The sequence below is a fragment of the Streptomyces sulfonofaciens genome (genome assembly GCF_014656295.1).
Classification (GTDB): domain Bacteria; phylum Actinomycetota; class Actinomycetes; order Streptomycetales; family Streptomycetaceae; genus Streptomyces; species Streptomyces sulfonofaciens.
In genome coordinates, this window is the sequence record NZ_BNCD01000008.1 from 52,707 (window position 1) to 75,002 (window position 22,296).

17 protein-coding genes are annotated in these 22,296 nt (G+C 73.6%); 5 read left to right on the forward strand and 12 right to left on the reverse strand.

Going from position 1 to position 22,296, the window contains the following annotated elements; all coding sequences use genetic code 11:
• The first annotated feature begins 122 nt into the window (after positions 1–122).
• Complete coding sequence (locus IE313_RS15060; protein WP_189932256.1) at positions 123–740, forward strand: pyridoxamine 5'-phosphate oxidase family protein; 618 nt, start codon at positions 123–125, stop codon at positions 738–740.
• Positions 741–972: 232 nt separating this feature from the next.
• Entirely contained in the window at positions 973–2,160 is a 1,188-nt protein-coding gene (locus IE313_RS15065) for a damage-control phosphatase ARMT1 family protein (protein ID WP_189932258.1), read from the forward strand.
• A 152-nt stretch (positions 2,161–2,312) separates the two neighbouring features.
• Here IE313_RS15065 and metE read toward each other — a convergent pair whose 3' ends face one another.
• The 7 genes from metE to IE313_RS15100 form a co-directional block, all read right to left on the reverse strand.
• Positions 2,313–4,634 (reverse strand): 5-methyltetrahydropteroyltriglutamate--homocysteine S-methyltransferase, encoded by a 2,322-nt coding sequence (gene metE / locus IE313_RS15070; protein ID WP_189932260.1) that lies wholly within the window; start codon positions 4,632–4,634, stop codon positions 2,313–2,315.
• A gap of 308 nt (positions 4,635–4,942) precedes the next feature.
• Positions 4,943–6,235 (reverse strand): N-acetylglucosamine-6-phosphate deacetylase, encoded by a 1,293-nt coding sequence (gene nagA / locus IE313_RS15075; protein ID WP_189932262.1) that lies wholly within the window; start codon positions 6,233–6,235, stop codon positions 4,943–4,945.
• Positions 6,232–7,713: a glycoside hydrolase family 3 protein gene (locus IE313_RS15080; RefSeq protein ID WP_189932265.1), complete on the reverse strand. Its 1,482-nt coding sequence runs from the start codon at positions 7,711–7,713 to the stop codon at positions 6,232–6,234. Before IE313_RS15080 ends, nagA begins: the two co-directional genes overlap by 4 nt.
• Positions 7,714–7,871: 158 nt before the next feature.
• The gene (locus IE313_RS15085) at positions 7,872–8,714 is read right to left on the reverse strand and encodes a carbohydrate ABC transporter permease (protein WP_229924657.1); all 843 of its coding nucleotides are present in this window, start codon (positions 8,712–8,714) and stop codon (positions 7,872–7,874) included.
• Positions 8,711–9,688, reverse strand: coding sequence for a carbohydrate ABC transporter permease (locus IE313_RS15090; RefSeq protein ID WP_189932267.1), 978 nt, complete (start codon positions 9,686–9,688; stop codon positions 8,711–8,713). The genes IE313_RS15085 and IE313_RS15090 overlap by 4 nt, the downstream gene beginning before the upstream one ends.
• Before the next feature lie 24 nt (positions 9,689–9,712).
• Positions 9,713–11,014, reverse strand: coding sequence for an extracellular solute-binding protein (locus IE313_RS15095; RefSeq protein WP_189932269.1), 1,302 nt, complete (start codon positions 11,012–11,014; stop codon positions 9,713–9,715).
• 5 nt (positions 11,015–11,019) lie between these two features.
• On the reverse strand, positions 11,020–12,261 hold the full coding sequence (locus IE313_RS15100; protein WP_189932271.1) for an ROK family transcriptional regulator: 1,242 nt from the start codon (positions 12,259–12,261) through the stop codon (positions 11,020–11,022).
• Between the two features lie 199 nt (positions 12,262–12,460).
• Here IE313_RS15100 and IE313_RS15105 point away from each other — a divergent pair, with 199 nt between their 5' ends.
• The gene (locus IE313_RS15105) at positions 12,461–14,077 is read left to right on the forward strand and encodes a flavin-containing monooxygenase (RefSeq protein WP_189932273.1); all 1,617 of its coding nucleotides are present in this window, start codon (positions 12,461–12,463) and stop codon (positions 14,075–14,077) included.
• Positions 14,078–14,158: 81 nt separating this feature from the next.
• On the opposite strand, the gene lgoX is transcribed toward IE313_RS15105, so the two are convergent.
• Positions 14,159–16,195 (reverse strand): L-glutamate oxidase LgoX, encoded by a 2,037-nt coding sequence (gene lgoX / locus IE313_RS15110; RefSeq protein ID WP_444546249.1) that lies wholly within the window; start codon positions 16,193–16,195, stop codon positions 14,159–14,161.
• A gap of 370 nt (positions 16,196–16,565) precedes the next feature.
• Between lgoX and IE313_RS15115 the strand changes: the two genes are divergently transcribed.
• Positions 16,566–17,288 carry an SGNH/GDSL hydrolase family protein gene (locus IE313_RS15115; protein ID WP_229924658.1) on the forward strand — a complete coding sequence of 241 codons (723 nt, stop codon included), beginning with the start codon at positions 16,566–16,568 and terminating at the stop codon, positions 17,286–17,288.
• Between the two features lie 97 nt (positions 17,289–17,385).
• Here IE313_RS15115 and IE313_RS15120 read toward each other — a convergent pair whose 3' ends face one another.
• Positions 17,386–17,781 (reverse strand): hypothetical protein, encoded by a 396-nt coding sequence (locus tag IE313_RS15120; RefSeq protein WP_189932277.1) that lies wholly within the window; start codon positions 17,779–17,781, stop codon positions 17,386–17,388.
• A 459-nt stretch (positions 17,782–18,240) separates the two neighbouring features.
• Between IE313_RS15120 and IE313_RS15125 the strand changes: the two genes are divergently transcribed.
• On the forward strand, positions 18,241–20,493 hold the full coding sequence (locus IE313_RS15125; protein WP_189932278.1) for a serine/threonine-protein kinase: 2,253 nt from the start codon (positions 18,241–18,243) through the stop codon (positions 20,491–20,493).
• Here IE313_RS15125 and IE313_RS35195 read toward each other — a convergent pair.
• From IE313_RS35195 to IE313_RS15140, 3 genes are all read right to left on the reverse strand, one after another.
• The gene (locus IE313_RS35195) at positions 20,478–20,669 is read right to left on the reverse strand and encodes a hypothetical protein (RefSeq protein WP_229924659.1); all 192 of its coding nucleotides are present in this window, start codon (positions 20,667–20,669) and stop codon (positions 20,478–20,480) included. The two genes, IE313_RS15125 and IE313_RS35195, sit on opposite strands and share 16 nt — an antisense overlap.
• A 275-nt stretch (positions 20,670–20,944) precedes the next feature.
• Positions 20,945–21,610 carry a Rossmann-fold NAD(P)-binding domain-containing protein gene (locus tag IE313_RS15135; protein ID WP_189932280.1) on the reverse strand — a complete coding sequence of 222 codons (666 nt, stop codon included), beginning with the start codon at positions 21,608–21,610 and terminating at the stop codon, positions 20,945–20,947.
• Between the two features lie 136 nt (positions 21,611–21,746).
• Positions 21,747–22,238, reverse strand: coding sequence for a nucleotidyltransferase domain-containing protein (locus IE313_RS15140; protein WP_189932675.1), 492 nt, complete (start codon positions 22,236–22,238; stop codon positions 21,747–21,749).
• Positions 22,239–22,296: the final 58 nt, after the last annotated feature.

Consider the following 22,296-nt stretch of genomic DNA (forward strand, 5'->3'; position numbering starts at 1 on the left):
GTCCCGCGGGTGCACGGAGGCCGGTCCGCTACTCACTGCCCGCGTGGTACGACGTTTATCGTAGGTACCGGCGCCGGGACCGGGGCGGCCGATCCGAGCACACTCCGTCGAGGGGGTCCTGCATGAGCCGTTTCGGTCGACTGGCCTTCACCGGGCACGTCCGCCGCGTCCAGGCCGAGGAGGGCAGCGAACGGGCCGTCGCCCGGCTGGCCGAGGGCGAGGGGCCCGACCCGCTCACCGACCGGGAGGCCGCCCACATCGCACGGAGCGACGGCTTCTACCTGGCGAGCGTCGGCGACACCGGCTGGCCCTACGTCCAGCACCGCGGCGGCCCGCCGGGCTTCGTCCACGTCCTGGACGAGCACGTCCTCGCGTTCGCGGACGTCGGGGGGAACCGCCAGTACGTCACCACCGGCAACGTCCGCGGCGACGACCGCGTGGCCCTCTTCTTCATGGACCACGCCCACCGGACCCGTCTCAAGGTGCTCGGCCACGCCACCGTCACCGGCCCCGCGCAGGACCCGGAACTCGCCGCCCGACTCGACGCCCCGCGCACCGCGGGGCGCGTCGAGCGCCTGGTGTCGGTCCGCGTCGAGGGCCTTAGCTGGAACTGCTCGCACCACATCACCCCGCGCTACACCGAATCCGAGATCCACGAGGTCCTGGCGCCGCTCAGGGCCCGCCTTGCCGACCTGGAGGAGGAGAACGAGCGGTTGCGCGCCCGGCTCGCCGGGGAATGAGGCGCCACACCGGCGCGCACCGTACGGTGAAAGCCCACTGCCGGGCGCCCGCGCGGCACGGGGCGCCGGGCCCCCTCCCCGGGAGGAGCGACCAGCCGCCGGCCGCCAGTGATCCGGGCCGGCGACCAGGAACCGGTGCCCGGCGACCAGCGGCCAGTGAGCAACCCGTGCGCAAGGACCGGCCGCCGAGGCCCCCGGCCCGCACCCACCCACCCCCGAGGAACAGGACGCCATGCCAGAACCCGGCGAGACCCCCGCCACCGCGCCGGACGCTCCCGTCATCGTCAGCGAGCCGGGCTCCTTCGCCCACGGCGTCCTCACCGAGCGCCATCCCGCACTGATCGAGAAGGTCCGCGCCGCCTTCCCCTACGGTCCCGGACGCCGCCGCGCCCTGGACGCGCTGGCCCGCGAGATCACCGGCGCGATCGAACCCCTCGGCCCGGACGCCGCCGACCGCGACCGGTGGCAGCGGTGGGGCGCCCCGTACATCGGCCGGTCCTGGCTCGACGTGCCGTTCCTGTGGGCGGAGGCGTACTTCTACCGCAAGCTGCTCGGCGCCGTCGGCTACTTCGACGAGGGGCCCTGGCAGGGCATCGACCCCTTCCGCCCGTTCAAGGAGGCCGAGCTCGGCACCACCGAGGCACGAGAGGAACTGGCCGCGCTCGACGGGCTCGCGACGCGGCCGCCGGCCGAGCAGGACGCCGCGCTGCTGCACGGTGCGCTCTGGGGCAACCGCGCCGACCTCGGCTTCCGCATCTCGGCCGGGGACCGCGCCGCCGCCGAGGACACCGCGCTGGTCGCGGACGACTCCGCGGCCCTGTGGTCCCTGCTGCCCGCCGGCGCCCGGGCCACCGTGCACCTGGTCGCCGACAACGCGGGACGCGAACTGGTCCCCGACCTCCTCCTGGTCGACCATCTGCTGCGGCGCCACCGCGCCGACCGGGTCGTGCTGCACGTGAAGCCACGCCCCTACTACGTCTCGGACGCGACGATGGCCGACACGCTCGACTGCCTGCGCCACTGCGGTGCCGCGGGCGGTGCCGCAGCCGAGGCCGCCAGGCGGCTGCGGGACGCGTTGCGCCGGGGCCGGCTCGACGTGTCGGCGCACCCGTTCTTCTGCTCACCGCTGACGTACGAGGAGATGCCCGGCGACCTGCGCGAGCGGTTCGCCGGGGCCACCGTGACCGTGCTGAAGGGCGACCTCAACTACCGGCGGCTCGTCGGCGACCGCCACTGGCCCCCGACCACGTCCTTCACCGACCGCACGGCGTACTTCCCGTCCCCGGTGGCCGCCCTGCGCATCCTCAAGTCCGATGTGATCGTGGGCCTCGGCCCGCGCACGGAGGCGTCCCTCGTCGCCGCCCGCGGTCAGCGCTGGCGCACCAGCGGCGAGCACGCGCTGATCCAGGTACGGCACTGACCCACCGGCCGGCGCGCGAGCTGGTGCGCGCACTGCGCGGGTGCGGAGCGCGCGCCCCGGCCCGTCGGACGGTGACCCCTACGCCCCTAACGCATACGCCCATACGCAGATGCCCATACGCCCATGCCGTTCCGGCCCGCCGGACGGTGCGCTCAGTGCCGTTCCGGAAGCTGAGCGCGGATCTCGCGGGCCGCCGCCACCAGGTGCTCCAGGGAGGCGCCGGCCTCCGGCCAGCCGCGGGTCTTCAGGCCGCAGTCCGGGTTCACCCACAGCCGCTCGGCCGGGATCGCGCGGAGCGCCTCGCGCAGCAGGGCCGCCGCCTCGGCGGTGCCGGGCACGCGCGGCGAGTGGATGTCGTACACGCCGGGGCCCACCGCGCGCGGGTAGCCGTACGCGGCGAGTTCGCCCGCGACCCGCATGTGGGACCGGGCCGCCTCCAGGCTGATCACATCGGCGTCCAGGTCGTCGATGGCCGCGAGGACGTCGCCGAACTCCGCGTAGCACATGTGCGTGTGGATCTGGGTGCCGGCACCGGCGGCGGCGGTGGCCAGCCGGAACGCCTCGGTGGCCCAGGCCAGGTAGGCGGCCCGGCCGTTGGCCCGCAGCGGCAGCGTCTCCCGCAGGGCGGGCTCGTCCACCTGGATCACGGGGGTGCCCGCGGCCTCCAGGTCGAGGACCTCGTCGCGCAGCGCGAGCGCCACCTGGCGCGCGGTCTCGGCCCGCGGCTGGTCGTCGCGGACGAAGGACCAGGCGAGCATGGTGACGGGGCCGGTCAGCATGCCCTTGACGGGGCGTTCGGTCAGCGACTGGGCGTAGGAGGTCCAGCGCACCGTCATCGGACCGGGGCGCGAGACGTCCCCGGACAGGATCGGGGGGCGGACGTACCTCGTGCCGTAGGACTGGACCCAGCCGTGCCGGGTGGCGACGTAGCCGGTGAGCTGCTCGGCGAAGTACTGCACCATGTCGCTGCGCTCAGGTTCCCCGTGCACCAGCACGTCGAGCCCGGCCCGCTCCTGGAAGTCCACCGCCGCGCGGATCTCGCCCCTGATGTGCTCCTCGTAGGCGGCCGTGTCGATGCGTCCGGCGCGCAGGTCGGCGCGGACCGCGCGCAGGTGGCCGGTCTGCGGGAAGGAGCCGATGGTGGTGGTGGGCAGCAGGGGCAGCCGCAGCCGGGCGCGCTGGGCGGCCGAGCGCTTGCCGTACGGCTCCCTGCGGTGCGCGTCGGCGCCGGTGACGGCCGACGTCCTGACGCGCACGGCGGGGTCGCGGGTGTGGCCGGATCCGGCTCGGGCGGCCAGGGCCGCGCGGCGCCCGGCGAGCTCGGCGGCGATGGCGCCGGTGCCGTGGGTGAGGCCGCGGGCCAGGGTGACGATCTCGGCGGTCTTCTGCCGGGCGAAGGCGAGCCAGCCGGCGACCTCGGGGTCGAGGTCCCGTTCGAGGGCGGCGTCCAGGGGGACGTGCAGCAGCGAGCACGAGGCCGCCACGTCGAGGCGGGCCGCCAGGCCGCGCAGCGTGCTCAGCGTCGCAAGTGACACGCCGAGGTCGTCGATCCAGACGTTGCGGCCGTGCACCACGCCCGCGACCAGCCGCTTGCCGGGCAGGCCGCCGATCGCGGCGAGGCCCTCCAGATTGGCGGCACAGTCCTCCGCGAAGTCCAGCGCGAGCCCTTCGACGGGCGCCCGCGCGAGCACCGGCAGCGCCTCGCCGAGCCGCTCGAAGTACGACGCGACCAGCAGCCTCGGCCGGTCGGCGCGCCCGCCCAGGTGGTCGTAGGCGCGGGCCAGGGCGGCCAGCTCCGCCGGGGTGCGGTCCTGCACGAACGCGGGCTCGTCCAACTGCACCCAGGAGGCGCCCGCGGCGCGCAGTGCGGCGAGCACCTCGGCGTAGACGGGCAGCAGCGCGTCCAGCAGGGCCAGCGGCCGGAAGCCGGGCGGGGCGTCGGGTGCGGGCCTGGCGAGCAGCAGGTAGGTGACCGGGCCGACCAGCACCGGACGCGCGGTGAGACCCAGCGCCTGTGCCTCCCGCAGCTCGGCGGCCTGCTTGCCGGGGTCGGCGGTGAAGACGGTGTCGGGGCCCAGCTCGGGCACCAGGTAGTGGTAGTTGGTGTCGAACCACTTCGTCATCTCCAGCGGCGCGGTCTCCTGCGTGCCGCGGGCCATCGCGAAGTAGCCGTCGAGCGGGTCGGCCGCCACGGCCGCGCGGTGCCGCCCGGGCACGGCGCCGACCATGACGGTGGTGTCCAGGACGTGGTCGTAGTACGAGAAGTCACCGGTCGGCACCTCGTCGATACCGGCCCCGGCCAGCCGGAGCCAGTTCTCCCGGCGCAGCCCCGCCGCGGTGCGGTGCAGCCCCGCCGCGTCCACCCGGCCCCGCCAGTACCCCTCGACCGCCCTCTTCAACTCCCGCCGCCGGCCCTGGCGGGGGCAGCCGTACACCGTCGCCCCGGCCGGCGGGGCCCCGGACTGCACCGTCACAGAACCCTCCTAGCGGGCGAAGCGGAACAAAACCGTCACAGTCGGCCAGCCTAGTCGCTCGGGCCCGTGGGTGCCGGGTGCGAGGGCGTGAGGGTCCGCGGGTGCCGGTGCAAGGGTCCGCGGGGTGCGGGGTGCGGGGTGCGGGGTGCGGGGTGCGGGGTGCCGGGTGCCGGGTGCCGGGTGCCGGGTGCGAGGGTCGCGGGTTCGCGCTCCGTAGGCCACGGGTCCGTAGGCCGGGGGTCCGTAGGCCACGGGTTGGAGGGACCACGGGCCCGTGGGTGGCGGGTGGCGGGTGGCCGCGTCGGGTCTCAGTCGCTCTGCGCCACCGGCTGCTCCTCGCCGGCCAGCCAGACGCGGGCGGGCCGCAGCCGCTCGTCGAGCGCGACCAGGTCGGCGCGGAGCCCGGGGCGCAGCGCGCCGCGGTCGGTCAGACCGAGCAGGGCGGCCGGCGTGGTCGCCGCCATCAGGACGGCGTCCGGCACCGGGATGCCGACGTCGAGGACCGCCCTGCGGAACGCCGCAGCCACGAAGAGCGTCGACCCGGCCAGCGTGTCGGTGCCGCGCAGCCGGGCCACCCCGTCGGTGACGGTGACCTCCCGGTCGGCGAACCGGTAGTCGCCGTCCGCCATGCCCGCCGCGGGCATCGCGTCGCTCACCAGCAGCAGCCGTTCGGGACCGGCCAGACGGTAGGCGAGGCGGGCGGTGTCGACGGCCAGGTGGTGGCCGTCCAGGATCAGTTCGCAGCGCAGCCGGGCGTCGAGCAGGGCGGCTGCCACCGGGCCGGGCTCCCGGTGGTGCAGCGGCGGCATGGCGTTGAAGAGGTGGGTGACCGCGCGGGCCCCGAGGTCCGTGGCCTCGGCGAAGGCGCCGGCCGAGGCGTCGGTGTGGCCCAGGCAGCACACCAGGTCGCCCGCGTGGCCCCGGATCAGATCGAGGGCACCGGGCAGTTCCGGCGCGAGCGTCATCGACACCGCGTGCCCCTCCGCCGCGTCGAGCAGCCGCCGCAGGACGCCCTCGTCCGGGGCCCGCAGCGCGGTGCGGGTCTGGGCGCCGCGGCGGTCGGGGGAGAGGAAGGGGCCCTCCAGGTGGATGCCGGCGACGGTGGGCGCGGTGCCGTCGGCGATGACGGCGGCGATGGCGCGCACCGCCGCCGTCATGGCCCGGGGCGCGACGGTGGCCACCGAGGCCAGCATCGTGGTGGTGCCGCGTGCCAGGTGGCCCGCGGCGGCCGCGCGTACGTCGTCCCGGTCCCCGGTGTACACGGAGTGGCCCGCACCGCCGTGGCAGTGCGCGTCCACGAACCCCGGGGTGAGCAGTCGGCCCCCGAGGTCCACGACCTCACGGGTGCCGCGCCCGCCCGGCGCACCCGCCCCAGGCGCACCCGTGCCGCCGGACGCGCCCAGCCCCCCGGGCGCGCCCGGACCCGCCCCCGAGCGTTCGTACGCGCCGTCGGCCGCGGCCGGCGGCCGGCCCTCGCCGAGGGCCGCGATCAGGCCGTCCCGGACGAGCAGCCACCCCGGCCCCGTCACCCGGCCCGGGGTGACCAGGCGGGCGTTGGCCAGGAGGCGGTCGCCCCCCGGGGCGGGGCGCGCGGGGCTCACGCCTTCGCCAGCAGGGCGCGCAGCGCGGCCTGGGTGCAGACGCGGGACGAGCCGAAGGTGCGCACCCAGCCGCGGAAGCCGCCGAAGTCGTCACCGGGCACGCCCATGTCCACCACGACGCAGTTCGGGTAGCGGCGCAGCAGCTCGTCGAGGACGGGCCGCTGCCAGGCGAAGCGGTGCGGGCTGCGGACCTGGAGCACGACGTCCGCGTCGGCTCCGAACTCGTCGAGGAACAGCCCGATCTCGGCCTTGACCATGCCCGCGGCGTTGTAGGTGTCGCCGGAGACGGCCAGCGACTCCACCGTCAGGCCCGCCGCGCGCAGCGGTTCCTCCACGCCCCAGGCGGCCCCGCCCTGCGCGGGCGAGTGGGTCGGGTCGAGCCTGACGACCAGGGCGCGCTCGCCGCGCAGCACCGGGTTCCCGTGCACCTCGGCGACGTCCTGCGCGAGCCGGGCGCCCACCGAGTCGTCGCGCTCGGCGCCGTCGGCCCTGGGCCGGGTGCCCAGGTGTGCGATGCGCTCGTTGGCCTCGCGCAGCCTCGCCTCCGGCAGGGTGCCGTCCCGCACGGCGCCGACCAGGGCCGCGGCGGCCGCGTCGACGTCGTCACCGAACGCCCAGGCGCCCAGGCAGAGCGCGTCGGCGCCCGCGCCGATGGCCCGTACGGCGGCGTCCGGCAGGCTCGCCACGTCGCTGATGCCGTGCATCTCCAGCGCGTCCGTGATCACCACGCCGTCGTAGCCCAGCTCGCCGCGGAGCAGCCCGGTCAGCACGGCGGGGCTGATGGTCGCGGGCACGGAGTCCAGTTGGGTGAGCTGGACGTGCGACACCATGATGCTGTCCACGCCCGCCGCGATCGCGGCACGGAACGGGTCCAGGTAGTGCTTCACCAGCTCCTCGCGCGACAGGTCCACGGTGGGGGTGCCCAGGTGCGCGTCGGTGGAGCTCAGGCCGTGTCCGGGGAAGTGCTTGGCGCAGGCGCTCACGCCCGCCGCCTGGAGGCCCTCCACCCATGCCTCGGCGTGCACGGCCACCCGGGCCCGGTCGGGGCCGAAGCAGCGGATGCCGTTCGGGCTGAGCGGGTTGACGGCCGTGTCCACCGCCGGCGCCAGGTTCCAGTCGACCCCGGCCGCCACCAGCGACAGGCCGATCTGGTACGCCGCGGCACGGGTGAGGTCGGGCCGGTCGAGGCGCCCGAGCGCGTGGTTGCCGGGCACCGAGGTCCCGCCGTACGGCTCCAGGCGGTTGACGTCGCCGCCTTCCTCGTCGATGGCGAGCAGTACGTGCTCGCGCAGGTCGTGCAGCGCGGTCGTGAGCTCCTCGACCTGCTCGGCGGAGGCGAGGTCCTTGCCGAACAGGACGAAGCCGCCCAGCCCCTTCGCGACCCGGGAGCGTGCCCACTTGGGCACGGTCTGCCTGCCCAGCGCGGGGAACAGCACACCGTGGGCCAGCCGTGACAGCTCGGCGGTCTCGGCAGTCATCGTTCGATCCTCATCTTTCGGATGTGTCTTTCGGGTGTGTCTTTCGGATGCACGGGAGTGCGGGGGGTGCGTGGGGTGGCGGGTGCGGCGCGCACCGCGCGCCGGGGCCGGGGCCGGGGCCGACCGGCGGGCGCGGCCCCCGGCCGGCCCCCGGGCGTTCATCCCTTGACCGCGCCGCTGGTCATACCGCCCACCAGACGGCGCTGGACCAGCAGGAAGAAGACGAGGACGGGGATCGAGAAGATCGTGGACGCGGCGATCATGGCGCCGTAGTCCACGCTCTCCGCCGTCTTGAACGACACCAGCCAGACCGGCAGCGTGTAGTTGGCCTGCGACTTCATGATCACGTAAGCGAAGAGGTAGTCGTCCCAGGCGTTGACGAAGGCGAAGATCGAGGTGGCGACGATGCCGGGCATCAGCAGCGGCAGCAGCACCCGGACGTACATCTGGAGGCGTCCGCAGCCGTCCACGAGCGCCGCCTCCTCCAGCTCCACCGGCACGCCCTCCACGAAGCCGCGCAGCGTCCAGATCGTGAACGGCAGCACGAACGTCATATAGGTGAGGACCAGACCGGGGAGGTAGTCCAGCGCGTTGATGGACCGCAGCATCAGGTAGACCGGGATGACCATCGCGGACATCGGCACCATCTGCACCAGCACCAGCACCGCCATCAGCGCCCGGCGGCCGTGGAAGCGGAAGCGGGCGATGGCGATCGCCGCGAAGAGCGCGATCACCAGGGAGAGCACCACCGAGGAAAGCGTCACCGTCAGGGAGTTGCCCACGAACACCCAGAAGTGCGGCTTGCCCAGTGCCCGCCGGAAGTTCTCCAGGCTGATCGGCCAGGGGAAGAACTGCGGCACCGCGCTGAGGATGTGGCCGCGCTGCTTGAACGCGGTCGCCAGCATCCAGTACACCGGGAAGATCATCACCGCGGAGACCACCACGGCGATCCCGTTGTTGGCCGCGCGCCGCCGCCGCGCCGGGGTCATCGAGGGGCTCATGCCGTGCCTCCCTGCTCCGCCTGGTCGGAGATCCTGCGGACGTAGAAGACGGAGAAGACCGCGAGGATCAGCACCGTCACCACCGCGATGGACGCGCCGGAGCCGTAGTCGTTGCGGCTGAAGGCGGTGAGGTAGGCGAGGACGCCGAGCGTGGTGGTCCGGCCGTCCGGGCCGCCCTGCGTGAGCACCCAGATCGGGGTGAACGAGTTCATCGACCAGATGACCTCCAGCACGGTGAGGATCGCCAGCACCGGCCGCAGGATCGGCACGGTGATGTGCCGGAACGTCTGGAGGGTGCCCGCGCCGTCCAGCCGCGCCGCTTCGTAGAGCGACTCGGATATCTGGCCGCGCGCGGCGAACAGCGTCAGCGCCACGAACGGCAGGCCCTTCCACACCGTCAGCAGGATGATCAGGCCGAGCGCCTGGTTCGGGTGGGAGAACCAGTCGTACGCGGAGAGGTCACCGAAGATCCGCAGCTTGGTCAGCAGCCAGTTCGCCACGCCGTACTGCGGCTGGTACATCCACTGCCACACCAGTGTCGCGGCCACCATGGGCATGGCCCACACCAGCACCAGGCAGACGGTGGTCATCACCCGCGCCCACGGTGCCACGCCGGTGAGCAGGTGCGAGAGCAGGAACCCCAGCACCATCAGCAGCGCCACGCACAGCACCGTGAAGACCACCGTGCGCACCAGCACGGCCCGGAAGTCGGGGTCCCCGAAGACCTCGGTGAAGTTGCCGAGGCCGACGAAGTCCGCCTGGCCGGTGAAGAGCGAGCGCGGGCCGAAGTCCTGGGTGGACAGCACCAGCAGCCGCACCAGGGGGTAGCCCTGGATCAGCAGCAGTGCCACCACCGCCGGGGCGATCATGGCCCAGGGCAGCAGCCGTTGCCGGGAGGGCCGGGCCCGCCTCCCGGGCGGCCCCGGCCGGGGCCGGGGGGCCGCCGGTCGGGCCGTGCTCCGCTTGTCAGTCATTGCCATGGATGGCCCCAGGAACTACTAGTCGCCGAGTGAGTTGAAGGCTTTGGTGGCGTGCTTGTCGTAGGCCGCGGAAGCCGTGGCGATGTCGGCGCCGCCCGCGATCTTCGAGAAGAACTGCTCGTTGTAGCGCTCGGTCTCCAGCGTGGCCTCGCCCGGGCTGTTGGGCAGCGGCTGGCTGATCTTGCTGGCCTCGGAGGCGACGGTCAGTTGCTCGGGCACGCCGGGCGGGGTGAAGGCCGGCGAGATCGGCAGCAGGTTGAGCTTCTTGGCCATGCTCTGCTGGAAGTCCTTGCCGGCGATGATCCGCAGCCAGTCGGTGGCGGCCTTCTTGTCCGGGCTGTTCGCGGCGACGCCGATGGTGGATCCGGAGACGATCACCGGCATGGTTCTGTCCGCGGTGTAGCCCGGCAGCGCGAAGAACCCGATCCGGTCCTTGAGCCCCGGGTTCTTCTCCAGGACGGTGGCCGGCTCCCATGCCTTGACGTACTCCATCGCGGCCTTGCCGTCCGCGAAGAGCTGGTCCTGGTCGGGGCTGTCGGTGTTGACGCCCACCGACGACTTGGTGGAGCAGGTGTTCTGGAAGGTGCGCCACGCCTTGAGTCCGGCCTGGTTCGCGGGCGAACTCATCTCGGCCCGCCACTTGCCGCCCTTCTCGGTGGCGACGGTGCCGCCCTTGGCGAAGGCGAAGGGTATGCCGTTGAACCAGTACTGGCCCGGCATGTAGAAGCCGGAGAAGTTGGCCGTGCCGCTGTTGGCCTTGGCCAGGGTGCCGCAGTCCCGCTGAAGCTCGCCGATGGTCTTCGGCAACTGCTTGATGCCCGCGTCCGCGAACATCTTCTTGTTGTACATGACGACCTTGGTGCCGCCGTAGAGCGGCACGGCGTACAGCTTGCCGTCGTAGGTGGAGGGCCCCGAAAGCCCGCTGAGCCAGCCGGCCGAGCCCTCGAAGGACTTCTTGGCGGCGGTCAGGTCGGCCAGGCCGCCCGAGTAGGTCTGCAGCGGGGTCTGGGTGTTGCCCATCTCGACGATGTCCGGCGGGTTGCTGGTCGCCAGCGCGGTGGTGATCTTGGTGGCCACCCCGTCCCACTGCTGGACCTGGACGTCCACCTTCATGCCCGGGTACTTCTTGCCGTACTTCTTGGCGAACTCGGCGTTGACGTCCTTGATGAGGGGGCTGTCGCCGGGGCCGCCCGTCATCATCCAGACCGTCAGCTTGTTGTCGGAGTCCGCCTTGTCGCCGCCGCTGCCTCCGCAGCCGGTCAGCGCGAGCGCCATGACCGGCAGTGCCGCGATGGCATACCGCCACCGTGCTGTGTGCATCGTTCTCACCTTGTGGACCTTTCCGCCTGCTGGCCGTTGAGCGTCGTGCTGGTTGTGGGGCATGTGGCGAGCCGCTCGATGACGAGGTCGCGGTCGACCTCGATGGCGGCCCGGTGGGTTGCGCTGACGCCGAGGGCGTCGTAGAGCCGGCCTAGCGAGGAGGCCATCGCGCCGAGCAGGCCCGCGGAGTCGCCGAGGTCGGACTTCCTGACGACGCTGTGCACCCCGACGGTCTGCGCGACCTGTTCGCTGATCTCGGACAGCCGCCCGGTGGCGAACGACTCGGAGAAGCCGCCGGTGAGGACGACGGTGCCGGGCTCGTAGGCGAGCGCCACGATCGTCACCAGGTGGGTGAGCGCGTCGTGGACCTCTTCGAGCAGCGGCCCGTACCGCTCGGGATCCAGGAAGAGCGCCTGGGCCTTGGGCACCTCCACGCCCTTGCTGCGGGCGTACGCCACCAGGTCGGCGCCGGAGAGCAGGTCGCGCAGCCGCTGCCCGCGCCCCGGCAGCGGCAGCCGGCCGAACTCGCCGAGCAGCCCGGTGCGCCCGACCAGCACCTGGCCGTCCAGGGAGACGGCGGTACCGAGGCCGGTGCCCATGGCGAGCAGCACCGCGGTCTGCTGGTCGGGAAGCGCCCCGTACCGCAACTCGCCGACCAGGGCGAGGTTGGAGTCGTTGCCGACGACCGTGGGGACCCCGAGCAGTTCGGAGATGGTCTCTATGAACTCGGTGCCCTTGATCTGACCGAGGTTGTGGGAGTTGACGACGGTGCTGCCGTCGCCGGTCACCACGCCGGGCAGGCCGATGGTGACGGTGTGCAGGGGGATGCCGTCGCCGTGCTCGGCGACCAGGTCGCGGACCCGTCCGACCACCCAGGCGGCCAGTTCGGCGGCCGTGGAGTCGCGCGGGGTGGCGTCCCGGCTCCTGATCAGGGCCCGCCCCAGCGCGTCCGCCACCACGACCCGGCAGTTGGTGCCGCCCAGGTCGATGCCGCAGACGAGGGCGGAGCTGCCGTTGAAGCCGACGGACGTGGACTGTCGCCCGGGGCCTTCGCGCAGCCGCCGACCGGCCTCACGCACCAGGTCGTCGGCCATCAGGTCGTCGACGATGCGGAACACGGTCGCCCGGCTGAGGCCCGTGTCGGCGATCAGTTGCTGGCGGTCCATCTCGGCGCCGGACAGCAGTGCCGACAGGACGGCACTGCGGTTGGACGCACGGGGGAGCGGGGAAGACGCGTTACTGGGCACAATTCCTCTCACGTTGAGATTAATTGGTGGAGCCACACTGTAGTCACGTCCCGGCGCGTGAAACCAGTCCGGTGGGTTACGTTCCGGTAAAAGCGTGTGCGTCCGGGGGCAGGTGTGTTCCACGGTGCGCGCCCCACCCTTTCGGGTGATCTGCCCCGCGGTGGTGGCCAAGGCCGGGGGTGCGGCCTACCGTGACGCTGTGGACGTCCCCTCGAACAGCGCGCCGGCACCACGGGTCATCGTCGTCGGCGCGGGGTTCGGCGGTGTCGCCGCCGCGGCCGAGCTGCTGCGGCACGGCTTCGAGGACGTCACCCTCCTCGAAGCGGCCGCGGAACTCGGCGGCACCTGGCAGCACAACCGCTACCCGGGAGCCGCGTGCGACGTCCCCAGCCACCTGTACTCGTACTCGTTCGCCCAACGCGCCGAATGGTCCCGGGTGTTCTCGCCGGGCGCCGAGATCCTGGAGTACCTGCGCGGCACCGCGGCCGCGCTCGGCGTCGCGCGCCGCGTCGTCACCGGTACCCAGGTGACCGCCTGCGCCTGGGACGACACCACCCGCCGGTGGACGGTGCACAGCCGGGGCCCTGACGGCCGCGAGGAGCGCCGTACCGCCGACGCGCTCGTGGTCGCCACCGGCCAGCTCAACCACCCCGCGCTGCCCCGTACACAGGGGCGTTCCACCTTCGCCGGCCACAGCTTCCACTCGGCCCGCTGGGACCACGGCTACGACGTGCGCGGCAAACGCGTGGCCGTGCTCGGCACCGGCGCGAGCGCCGCCCAGTTCGTCCCCGAGCTGGCCGCCCAGGTGCAGAGCCTGGTGGTCTTCCAGCGCACGCCGAACTGGTTCCTGCCGCGCCGCACCGGTCCCTACCCCGCCCCCGGGCGCTGGCTGCTCAGGCATGTGCCGTTCGCCCGCCGGCTGTGGCGCAGCACCGTCTTCCACGCCCTCGAAGTGCTCACGCTCGCCATCCGCCACCCGCGGACGCTGGGGCGTCTCGCGCAGTTGGTCTCCGGGGCCTTCATGCGCCGGCAGTTACCCGACCGCGAGGTGCGCCGCAAGGTGTGGCCCGACTACCCGTTCGGCTGCAAGCGGGTGCTGCTCAGCTCCGACTTCCTGCCGGCCCTCCAGCGGCCGAACGTCCGGCTGGTGACGGAGCCCGTGGTGCGCATCACCCCCGGGGGACCCGAGACGGCGGACGGCCGCAGGTACGAGGTCGACTGCATCGTCTACGGCACCGGATTCAGGACGAACACGTTCATGTTCCCCATGGACGTCACCGGAGCCGGCGGCCGCTCCCTGAAGGACGAGTGGGCCGAGGGCGGCGGCGGCCCCGCGGCCCACCTCGGGATCACCGTGTCCGGTTTCCCCTCGATGTTCCTGATGTACGGTCCGGGTACCAACACCTCGGGCGGCTCGATCATCTTCTTCCTGGAGGCCCAGGCCAGGTACGTGCGCAAGGCCCTCCAGTGGACCCGCCGGCAGGGCGCCGCGGCGCTCGACGTACGGCCCGAGGTGCAGGAGGCCGGCCGGCGCGCGCTCCAGGCGCGGTTCGCCGGGACGGCCTGGGCGCAGTGCGCCTCCTGGTACCGCACGGCAGACGGCCGGCACATCGCCAACTGGCCCGGCTACATGCGGGAGTACGCCCGCCGCACCGGCCGGCTCGACCCCGATGAGTACGTGCTGATCCCCCGGCCCGACTCCGCGACCGCCGCGGCCGCCGCGCCGGGCCCTTGCGGGCCGGGGCCGGGCACGGAGCGCGCCGGGCGGCCGGTGGGGGAGCGGCCGGGTGCGGAAGGGGCCGCGGACCGGGCCTGAGCCCGGCCCGCGCACCGGTCCGGCGGGCCCGCCGCCGTCAGCGGAACCTGCCGGGGAACGGACGCCCGCGGGCCGGTCCTGTCAGCCCCGGCCGTGCACCTCCAGCGCCGCGCGGACCGCCGATTCGAGCGCTCCCTCGATCCATGCGGGCTTGAGGGAGGTGTGGTCGCCGGCGAAGTGCAGCGGGCCCTCGGGGGTGGGGATGTCGGGGAAGATCTCCGTGTGCTGGCCGGGCAGGAGCACGGAGGCCTCGCCGTAGGCGTACGGGTCGCGCAGCCAGCTCTGGGTCCTTCCCACCCCGGTGTAGAACACCTCGATGCGCTGGCCGTAGACCTGCTCCAGACCGCGCAGCGCGTGCGGGTAGCGGGCGTCGTCGTCCAGGCAGTCCCAGCGCACCGCGTCGTCCGCCCAACTGTAGGAGGCCAGGACCACTCCGCCCGCACTGCCCCGGACGGGGTGCGAGGGGTGGTACATGAAGCGGTTGGAGTTGTCGCTGACGGAGCCGCCGCCGAAGACGTGCACCGCCTCCGGCTGGTTGCGGCCGGCCCACCTGGTCGCGGCGTAGTGCGCCCGCTGCGCCTCGCCGATGTGGCCGGCGGGCACCGACCGGTGGGCGCCGAGCAGCGTGCCGTCGTCCGGGGTCCTGCCCAGCCGGTAGTCGTCGTACAGGCCCGGGTCGACGGTGGCCAGCTCGCGCTTCCAGTCCGCCTCGGTGAACTCCCACCAGCGGCGGCTGAACTCCAGCAACACCTTGGTGGCCGCGTCGTAGTGCAGCTCGATCAGGGCCCGGCGCTTGGGGTAGGACGGCGGCGGGGTGATCTGCACCTGGCGCAGACCGGAGAAGGGCACCGTGACGATCGCGAGGTCCGCGGTGAACTGCTCGCGCACCACCGGGCCGTCCCGCCCCTCGGAGACCGTGTCGACCCAGACGTGCGGCCCGCCCTCGGAGACGTGCGTGGCGTCGCGGTGGCCCCGGCGGTCCGGGTCGCTCGCGTCCAGGTACTCGATGCGGGTGACCCGCCGGTCGAAGCGCACGTCTTCGCGCACCCGCTCCAGCAGGGCGTCGGCGAAGGTGGCGGTGCCGCCCGCCAGCTCGTAGAAGGCGGTGTCCGGGCTGATCAGGGTCGCGCCGAGGAAGTTGTGCAGGAAGGAGAGCGGCAACCGGGAGGTGAGGTTCTTGACGGTGCCGATCAGGTCGACGGTGCGCTCGTCGAGCCCGGCGTGCTCGGTGAGGAAGCGGAACATCGAGTGGTCGCCGAACTTCTCGATGATCCGGGTCCAGCCCTCCAGTGCCTCGGCCGGGGGCTTGTTCCTCCGCTTGCCGTCCGGGCCGACCGTGCTGACCTCGTCGCGGATCGGGTCGAGGACGCCGTCGAGGATCGCCCCCGCCGGCACGTCCAGGTACTTGTCGGGGACACCGAAGGAGCGGTTCACGGCACGCGGGGACTTCGCGTAGTCGGCGCTGCGGATGAGCCTGCCGTTCGCCTGGATCCAGGCACGGTCGGTGCGCCGGCCCCGGCCGTCCTCCGCGACCAGCAGGAACGGCCGCTTCTGGAGGCCGAACTGCTCGATCAGGGCCATCACCAGCGGATGGCTCCCGGGCAGCCGCATCGCGCCCGCCTCCGCGTACTGGTGCGGGTCGGCGAAGGGCCGTGCGGCCTGTTCGTGGCCGCCCGCGCGGAACGTCTTGATCCGGCCGCCCGCGCGGTTGCCGTTGGCCTCCAGGACCGTCACCCGGTGCCCGGCCTGCTTCAGCAGGTGTGCGGCGAGCATGCCGGACGGTCCCGCGCCGATGACGAGGACGCGCTTGGCGCCGGAGCCCGAGCGGGGCAGACCCTCCTTGAGCACCCGCAGGTACTCGGGCGTGAGCACCTTCTCGTGCTCGTCCATGACCAGGACGGCACGCGCCACGGCCCGGCTGCGCGCCCGTTCGGCGGCGGGCGTGCCGCGCTGCCCGGGGACGGAGGGAACACGGGCGGGCTCAGCGGGCGCTGCGGCCGCCGCCGGGCCGGTCAGCAGGCTCGCTCCGGTGAGGGCGGCGGCGGAGGCGGAGAAGGCGGAGAAGGCGCGCCGGTCGATGCTGCTGGACCCCGTAGGGGCCTGAGGATTCGTCACAATAACAATTTGTTAGCACCATAGGACCGTGCGTCATACGGCTCGCCCGCGTTGCCCCGCCTTCGGATGAACGGGCGTACCGGAGTTGACGGCCGGCTCCCGCGGGCTGCCCCGCCCCTCGCCTCCCACGTGAACCACGAGTGGCCTTCGGGGTGTGTCGTCGCCCCAACTGGCCTTTGACGCACCGCTGTTGACGATCCGGCGCGCGTGGAAGGCGCCTCGCGTCGCGCGTATTGACGTCATTCGATCGCGAGGACTTTCATCGAGGCAGGCCGCTCACTCGCGGCGCACGGCACAGCACCCCCTGCATTCTGCGGCGGCTTTACGAGAGGAAGTCGAAGTGCGCAGATTCACCTGTGTCAATGTCATGTCCATGCTTGGAATTCTGCTGGCCACCCTGGTGGGCGCGGTCTTCGCGCTGCCGGGCACCGCGGCGGTCGCCGCGGTGCCCGGTGAGTCGAACGGCGGGGTCCGCATCATGCCGCTCGGCGACTCCATCACCGACGGCTTCACCCCCTATCCCGGTGGCTACCGCGTCAACCTCTGGCAGCGGCTGGCCGCGGGCGGGTACCGCGTGGACTTCGTCGGATCGCTGACCAACGGCCCGGCGGCCCTCGGGGACCACGACCACGAGGGGCACTCGGGCTGGCGCATCGACCAGCTCGACGCCAACATCGTCAACTGGCTGAACGCCACCGACCCCCGCACCGTCCTGCTGCACATCGGCACCAACGACATCAACCAGAACTACGACGTCGCGCACGCCCCGGACCGGCTCTCGGCGCTGATCGACCACATCCTCGGCACCAAGCCGGGAGTCGAGCTCTTCGTCGCGCAGATCATCACCGAGCAGGGCGAACCGCACGCCTCGATGGTGAACACCTACAACGCCGCGATTGCCGGCGTCGTCCGGAGCAAGGGCTCCCACGTCCACCTCGTCGACATGCACTCCGCCCTGACGGCGGCGGACCTCGCCGACGGTGTGCACCCGTCCAAGGCGGGCTACGACAAGATGGCCCCCGTCTGGTACGACGCGCTGCGCTCCGTACCGGCCAGCCTGCGACCGCTGCGTGCGTCATCCGCGGCGAACGGTTAAGCCCCTCGCCTCGGCCCGCTCGGCCCGCGGCCGGTCCGCGCCCGCCCGCCGGGCCGGGCCGGCCGCTTTGGACGCGGGCCGTGCGGCGTGGGTCCGGCTAGTGCCGCAGATGGGGCCGGTGCAGGTTGAGGAAGGGGCGGCGCCTGGTCGTGTAGGACGTGCTGCCCTCCTCGTGCGGAGCACCGGTCTCCGGGAGGCGGCGAGCCATCGCGTCCCGCTCGGCGGTCGCCTGCCGGGCGTGGCGGCGGTAGCCGAGCCGCTGTCCCCTGTGCCGCCGCATCAGCGAGGCACCGGCCATCATGATCCCCAGGCCGAGCCCGAAGAGCAGTGTCAGGCAGATGCCTCCCACGAACGCGCCCAGCGTGTTGATCGTGAAGGGCGTGTTGCCGAGCAGGGTCACCGTGTAGTCCGGTCCCCCGCCGGTGTTGAACGAGATCAGCAGCCCCGCGAAGGCGGCCGTACAGGCCGCCAGCAGGAGACCCAGCAAGAGCATGTCCTCACCTCATCATCCCGTGGTCGTACGCACACCGGGTTTCCCTCTGCGCTCACGATAAATCACCTCATAGCAGAAAAATGCCTCATCTCTGTGTGGGGGTGCAGGTGGGCGTGGGTGTGCGGGCGTGCGGGCGGGCGTGCGTCTGGGTGTGGGCGTAGGTGTGCGTGCGGGCGCGGGCGCGGGCGCGGGCGTGGGTGTGCGTGCGGGCGCGGGCGTGGAGGCGGGTGCGGGTGTGCAGACGGGTGCGGGTGCGGGTGCGGGTGCGGGTGTGCGGTGAGTGGGTGGTGCGTTGCGGGGCGCGTTCTGGGGGCGCCGGCAGGTCCCGGGACGCGCGATCCGGGCACCGGGCCCGGACTTGGGCGCTCCGGTCCCCGGGTGGTTACCCAACTGCCCCCGACGTGGCAGTGTTCGGACCGTGTCACGGCACGGGGGAACCACGGGGGAGGGTGACACGGCATGAACGGCTTGGGACTGCGTCCGCTCGGTGGCGACGACCCGCGGCAGCTCGGCGCGTACCGGCTGCTGCACCGGATCGCTTCGGGCGGCATGGGACGGGTCTATCTGGCGAGGTCGGCCCGGGACGGCTCGCTCGCCGCGGTCAAGACGCTGCTCGCCGAGGGAGCCGCCGGCGGGACCGACCGCCGCAGGTTCGCCCGCGAGGTGGCGCTGGCCCGGCGGATCGACAGCGCCCACACGGCCCGGGTGAGGGAGGCGGACCCGGACGCCGAGCCGCCCTGGATGGCCATCGAGTACATACCCGCGCCCGCGCTGTCCGAGCTGGTGCGCACTGCCGGACGGGTGCCGGGCTCCGCGGTCCGCTGGATCGCCGCGGGCACCGCGCAGGCGCTGGTGGCGCTGCACACTGAGGGCATCGTCCACCGGGACGTCAAACCTCAGAACGTCCTTCTTCCACTGGCCGGGCCCCGGCTCATCGACTTCGGCATCTCGCACGCCGCCGACATCACCCGGACGTCACTGACGCTGGGCACCATCGCCTTCACCTCGCCGGAGCAGGCCCGCGCGGAACCGTCCACCACGGCCTCCGACGTGTACTCGCTGGGCGCCACGCTCTTCCACCTCGCCGTCGGACGCCCGCCGTACGAGGACACCGGAGACACCATCCGGCTGCTCACCCGTGTCCAGCGCGCCGAACTGGACCTGACGGGCCTGCCCAAGGAACTGGCCGGGCTGATCCGCCCGTGCCTGGCCGCGGAGCCCGGCGACCGGCCGGCCCCCGGCGACGTCCTGCGGTCCTTCCTGGAGGAGCTGGACCGGATGCCCACCTCGCGCCGCGGTGAGCGCTGGCTGCCGCCGCGGTGGACGGCACTGATCCAGCAGTACGAGGCCCAGGGCCGCGCCCTGCTCGCCGGCACGGGAGCACCCGTTACGGGCGCATCCGGCGCTGATGCGCCTGGCGCGGTGGACCCCCGCACGGTCGACCAGCGGACCCGACGGGTGCCGCCGCCGTCCCCCACGCGCGTCTACACCGACGTCCGGCCGGTGGGCGGTGGCGCCGTCGCGGACGGCCCGCACCGCGGTGGGGAGACCGGCGACCGCGCGGCGGCGGAGGTCAGGCAGCGGCTGGCGAACGCGTTCGAGGCGGAACGGCGGCGGCGCGAGCGTGCGGGTCGGGAGGCGAGCGGGAAGGCGGCCACGCCGGGTGCGTCGGCCGGACCGGGTGCGGCGGGGCGGCGTGCACATGCCTCGTCGGCGCCGGGCGGCACCGCGGCGCCCGGGCCCCGGACCACCTCCGGCGCCAGGTCCGCGCCCGGTGCAAAGGCCGTGGGGGGCGCCAGGCCGGCGGCGGGCGCCGGGGCCGGGGCCGGGGCCGGGGCCGGTGCCGGCGGCGGGGCGGCGGGTGCTGCCGCACCGGGTGCGCAGGCGTCCGGGAAGGACTCCGGCAGCAGTGGCTGCTTCTGGCTGGTGGTCGCCGTCGTCGCGTTCACGGTCTTCGTCTGGCACCCGTGGACCGCCGACGACGGCGGGACCGGCTCGGCCGGCACCTCCGCGGGCGGCTCGTCCAGTGGGTCGTCCACCGGCTCGTCCGGTGGTTCGTCCACCGGCGGGACCGACTCCGGCGGCAGCTCCGGGGCGGGCGGGTCCGGTGACGGCGGCGGGAGCGGCGTCCTTACCGACGGCGCGTCCGGCGCGTCCGGTGACGAGCCGGGTCAGGGCGCCGCCACGCCGGCCACCGACCCCACCGAGGAGGCCTTCCAGCGGGTCCCGGCCGGTGCGTGCCTCCCGGTCTGGGACACCGGCTACGGCGGCGACACCACGGTCAGGTGGAGCTCTGCGACCCCACCGGACCCGGTGCCCTGCGGTGGCGGGTCCGCGCTGGTGCGGGTCACCGGTACCGGTGCCGTCTGCCCCACCGGGGCGGGCAAGGCGTCCTGGAGCTACCGGTCCGCGGTCACCGGCAGAACCACGAGGCTCTGCCTCAGCCGCGTCTACCACGTGGACTACTGCCTGCTCGGCGAGCAGTCGGGCAACAGCATCTCGCTGGGCTCGATGACGGCCGTGGACTGCGAGCGGCAGAAGGTGCCCGTGCCCTACAACCAGATCATGCACATCACCGGCGTCTACCGGGCCCCTCCGGGCGGCGGCGCCGACAACTGCAGGCGCTCCGCCGGCGACCGGACCCCCTACTGGTCGATGCGGGTGGACGACGGCAGAACCCTGCTGTGCACGACCGTTCACACCGGCCGCTGACCCGCGGCCTGCTGGGCGACCGCCTCCAGGGGCGCGTCGGTGCCCAGGCGCCCGAAGACGTCCTCGGCGGCCGCCAGCAGCAGCTCGTAATGGCGCAGTGCATCGGGCGCGCAGTCCACCGGCGCGCAGTCCATCGGCGCGCAGGGCTCGGCGGGTCCGGGCCGGGCGTTGGCCATGGCCGTACCGCAGCCAGGGAGCGGACAAGGTGTCCATTTCTTCCTGGCAGCCGGAGGGAGTGTCCGCATGTTCGCGGCTGCGAACCGGGTACCGTGTCCGGTCGATGTGCGGTCCGCTCGGCGCCCGGGGCGCCGGCGCCGCGGTCCGCACGACCGATCCCGACGCCGCGGCCGCCGGCAGGGCGCTCGCCGCGGCCGAACCCGCCCGGACCGTCACCCGGCGCCTGGCCCGGACACCGGACCGGCGCCCCGCCGGCGCCCGACCGGCCGGGCGGTCAGGGCCGGCCGGCGAGTGCGTTGACCTCGGCGCTGGTGAGCAGGCGCGGTTCCCGGCCGTCCTGCCTGGCCAGCGCGAGCATGGCGCGGCCCAGCGCCTCGGTGGTGGTCGTGTGCCGCGGCATCAGCCGGCGCAGCACCGGGTAGAGCCACGACGTCGCGGCGTACATCAGGCGGTAGCTCCGGGTCCTGGACCGCGCCCCCCGCACGGGCCGGATGTAGCCGGGCCGTACGACGTGGGTGCGCAGGGGCAGCTCGTGCAGGGCGTCCTCGGTGGTGCCCTTGACCCTCGCCCACATCGTCCTGCTCGCACGGTCCGCGCCCTCGCCCGAGACGTAGACGAAGACCGGCGCCGGCCGCACCGGCAGCAGCGCCTCGGCGGCGGCGAGCGCGTAGTCGCGGGTGATGCGCGTGTACTCGGCCTCGGTGCGGCCGGCCGAGGAGGTGCCCAGGCAGAAGAAGCAGGCGCCGGTGCCCGCGAAGTCGTCCGCCAGCCCGGTCAGATCCGTGAAGTCGTCGTGCACGACCTCGCGGAGCTTGGGGTGGGTGAGGCCCAGCGGGCGGCGGACGACCGCGACGACCTCCGTCACGCCGGGGTTGTCGAGACAGGCCGCGAGGGCGCCGTGCCCGACCATGCCGCTCGCGCCGAAGAGGACCACCTTCACCTGTACCGCCTCCTTGGGCGGGCCGCCGGCCCGCGCCGTCCGCACCCCGGCCGGGTGCCCACCGGACCGGAGACTTCTCCGGTTCGTGTCGACGGTACCGGAGGGCTCTCCGGTACGCCAACCGGGGCCGACCCGGTCAGAAGTGCGTCCGGATGCCGAACACCCGCCGCAGGTGGGCCATGTCCAGCCGGTCCCGGGCGGTGGGCTCGTACCCCTGATGGAAGTGGTCCTGCTGGGCGGCGGAGATGCAGGGGACGGCGGCCCCGCCGACGGTGCCGGCCGTGAAGCAGGCTGCGGGGTAGGCGAACGGGTGCTCCGGGTCGTGCGACGCCTGGAGTGCGGAACCGTCCGGGGCGAAGACCAAGGGGTGCAGGTCCAGTTGGCGGCCGTCGGGCGCGTCGAGGACGAAGCGGACCGGACGCAGGTCGAGGCTCTCGGTGAAACCGGCCGCGAAGAGCGCCGCAAGCACGGCGGGCTCCTGCTCCCCGCGGTGCAGCAGGTCCAGGTCGCAGTGCTCCCTTGTCTGCTCGCCCACCAGTGCGTCCACACCCCATCCGCCGGCGATCCAGACGTCGGTGCCCGCGTCGCGCAGCAGGCCCAGCACGGACACCACGTCCCGAGCGGTCATCACGCGGGGAGGGTAGCGGCGCGGGCGGTGGGGCGGCGAATGGTTTCCCGCGGTGCCC

What these genes read in the sequence shown, in the direction of transcription:
- IE313_RS15060 (WP_189932256.1), top strand. Translation starts at nt 123, where the DNA reads ATGAGCCGTTTCGGTCGACTGGCCTTCACCGGGCACGTCCGCCGCGTC.
- IE313_RS15065 (WP_189932258.1), top strand. Translation starts at nt 973, where the DNA reads ATGCCAGAACCCGGCGAGACCCCCGCCACCGCGCCGGACGCTCCCGTC.
- IE313_RS15080 (WP_189932265.1), bottom strand. Translation starts at nt 7,713, where the DNA reads ATGACTGCCGAGACCGCCGAGCTGTCACGGCTGGCCCACGGTGTGCTG.
- IE313_RS15085 (WP_229924657.1), bottom strand. Translation starts at nt 8,714, where the DNA reads ATGAGCCCCTCGATGACCCCGGCGCGGCGGCGGCGCGCGGCCAACAAC.
- IE313_RS15090 (WP_189932267.1), bottom strand. Translation starts at nt 9,688, where the DNA reads ATGACTGACAAGCGGAGCACGGCCCGACCGGCGGCCCCCCGGCCCCGG.
- IE313_RS15095 (WP_189932269.1), bottom strand. Translation starts at nt 11,014, where the DNA reads ATGCACACAGCACGGTGGCGGTATGCCATCGCGGCACTGCCGGTCATG.
- IE313_RS15115 (WP_229924658.1), top strand. Translation starts at nt 16,566, where the DNA reads ATGCTTGGAATTCTGCTGGCCACCCTGGTGGGCGCGGTCTTCGCGCTG.
- IE313_RS15120 (WP_189932277.1), bottom strand. Translation starts at nt 17,781, where the DNA reads ATGCTCTTGCTGGGTCTCCTGCTGGCGGCCTGTACGGCCGCCTTCGCG.
- IE313_RS15125 (WP_189932278.1), top strand. Translation starts at nt 18,241, where the DNA reads ATGAACGGCTTGGGACTGCGTCCGCTCGGTGGCGACGACCCGCGGCAG.
- IE313_RS35195 (WP_229924659.1), bottom strand. Translation starts at nt 20,669, where the DNA reads ATGGCCAACGCCCGGCCCGGACCCGCCGAGCCCTGCGCGCCGATGGAC.
- IE313_RS15140 (WP_189932675.1), bottom strand. Translation starts at nt 22,238, where the DNA reads ATGACCGCTCGGGACGTGGTGTCCGTGCTGGGCCTGCTGCGCGACGCG.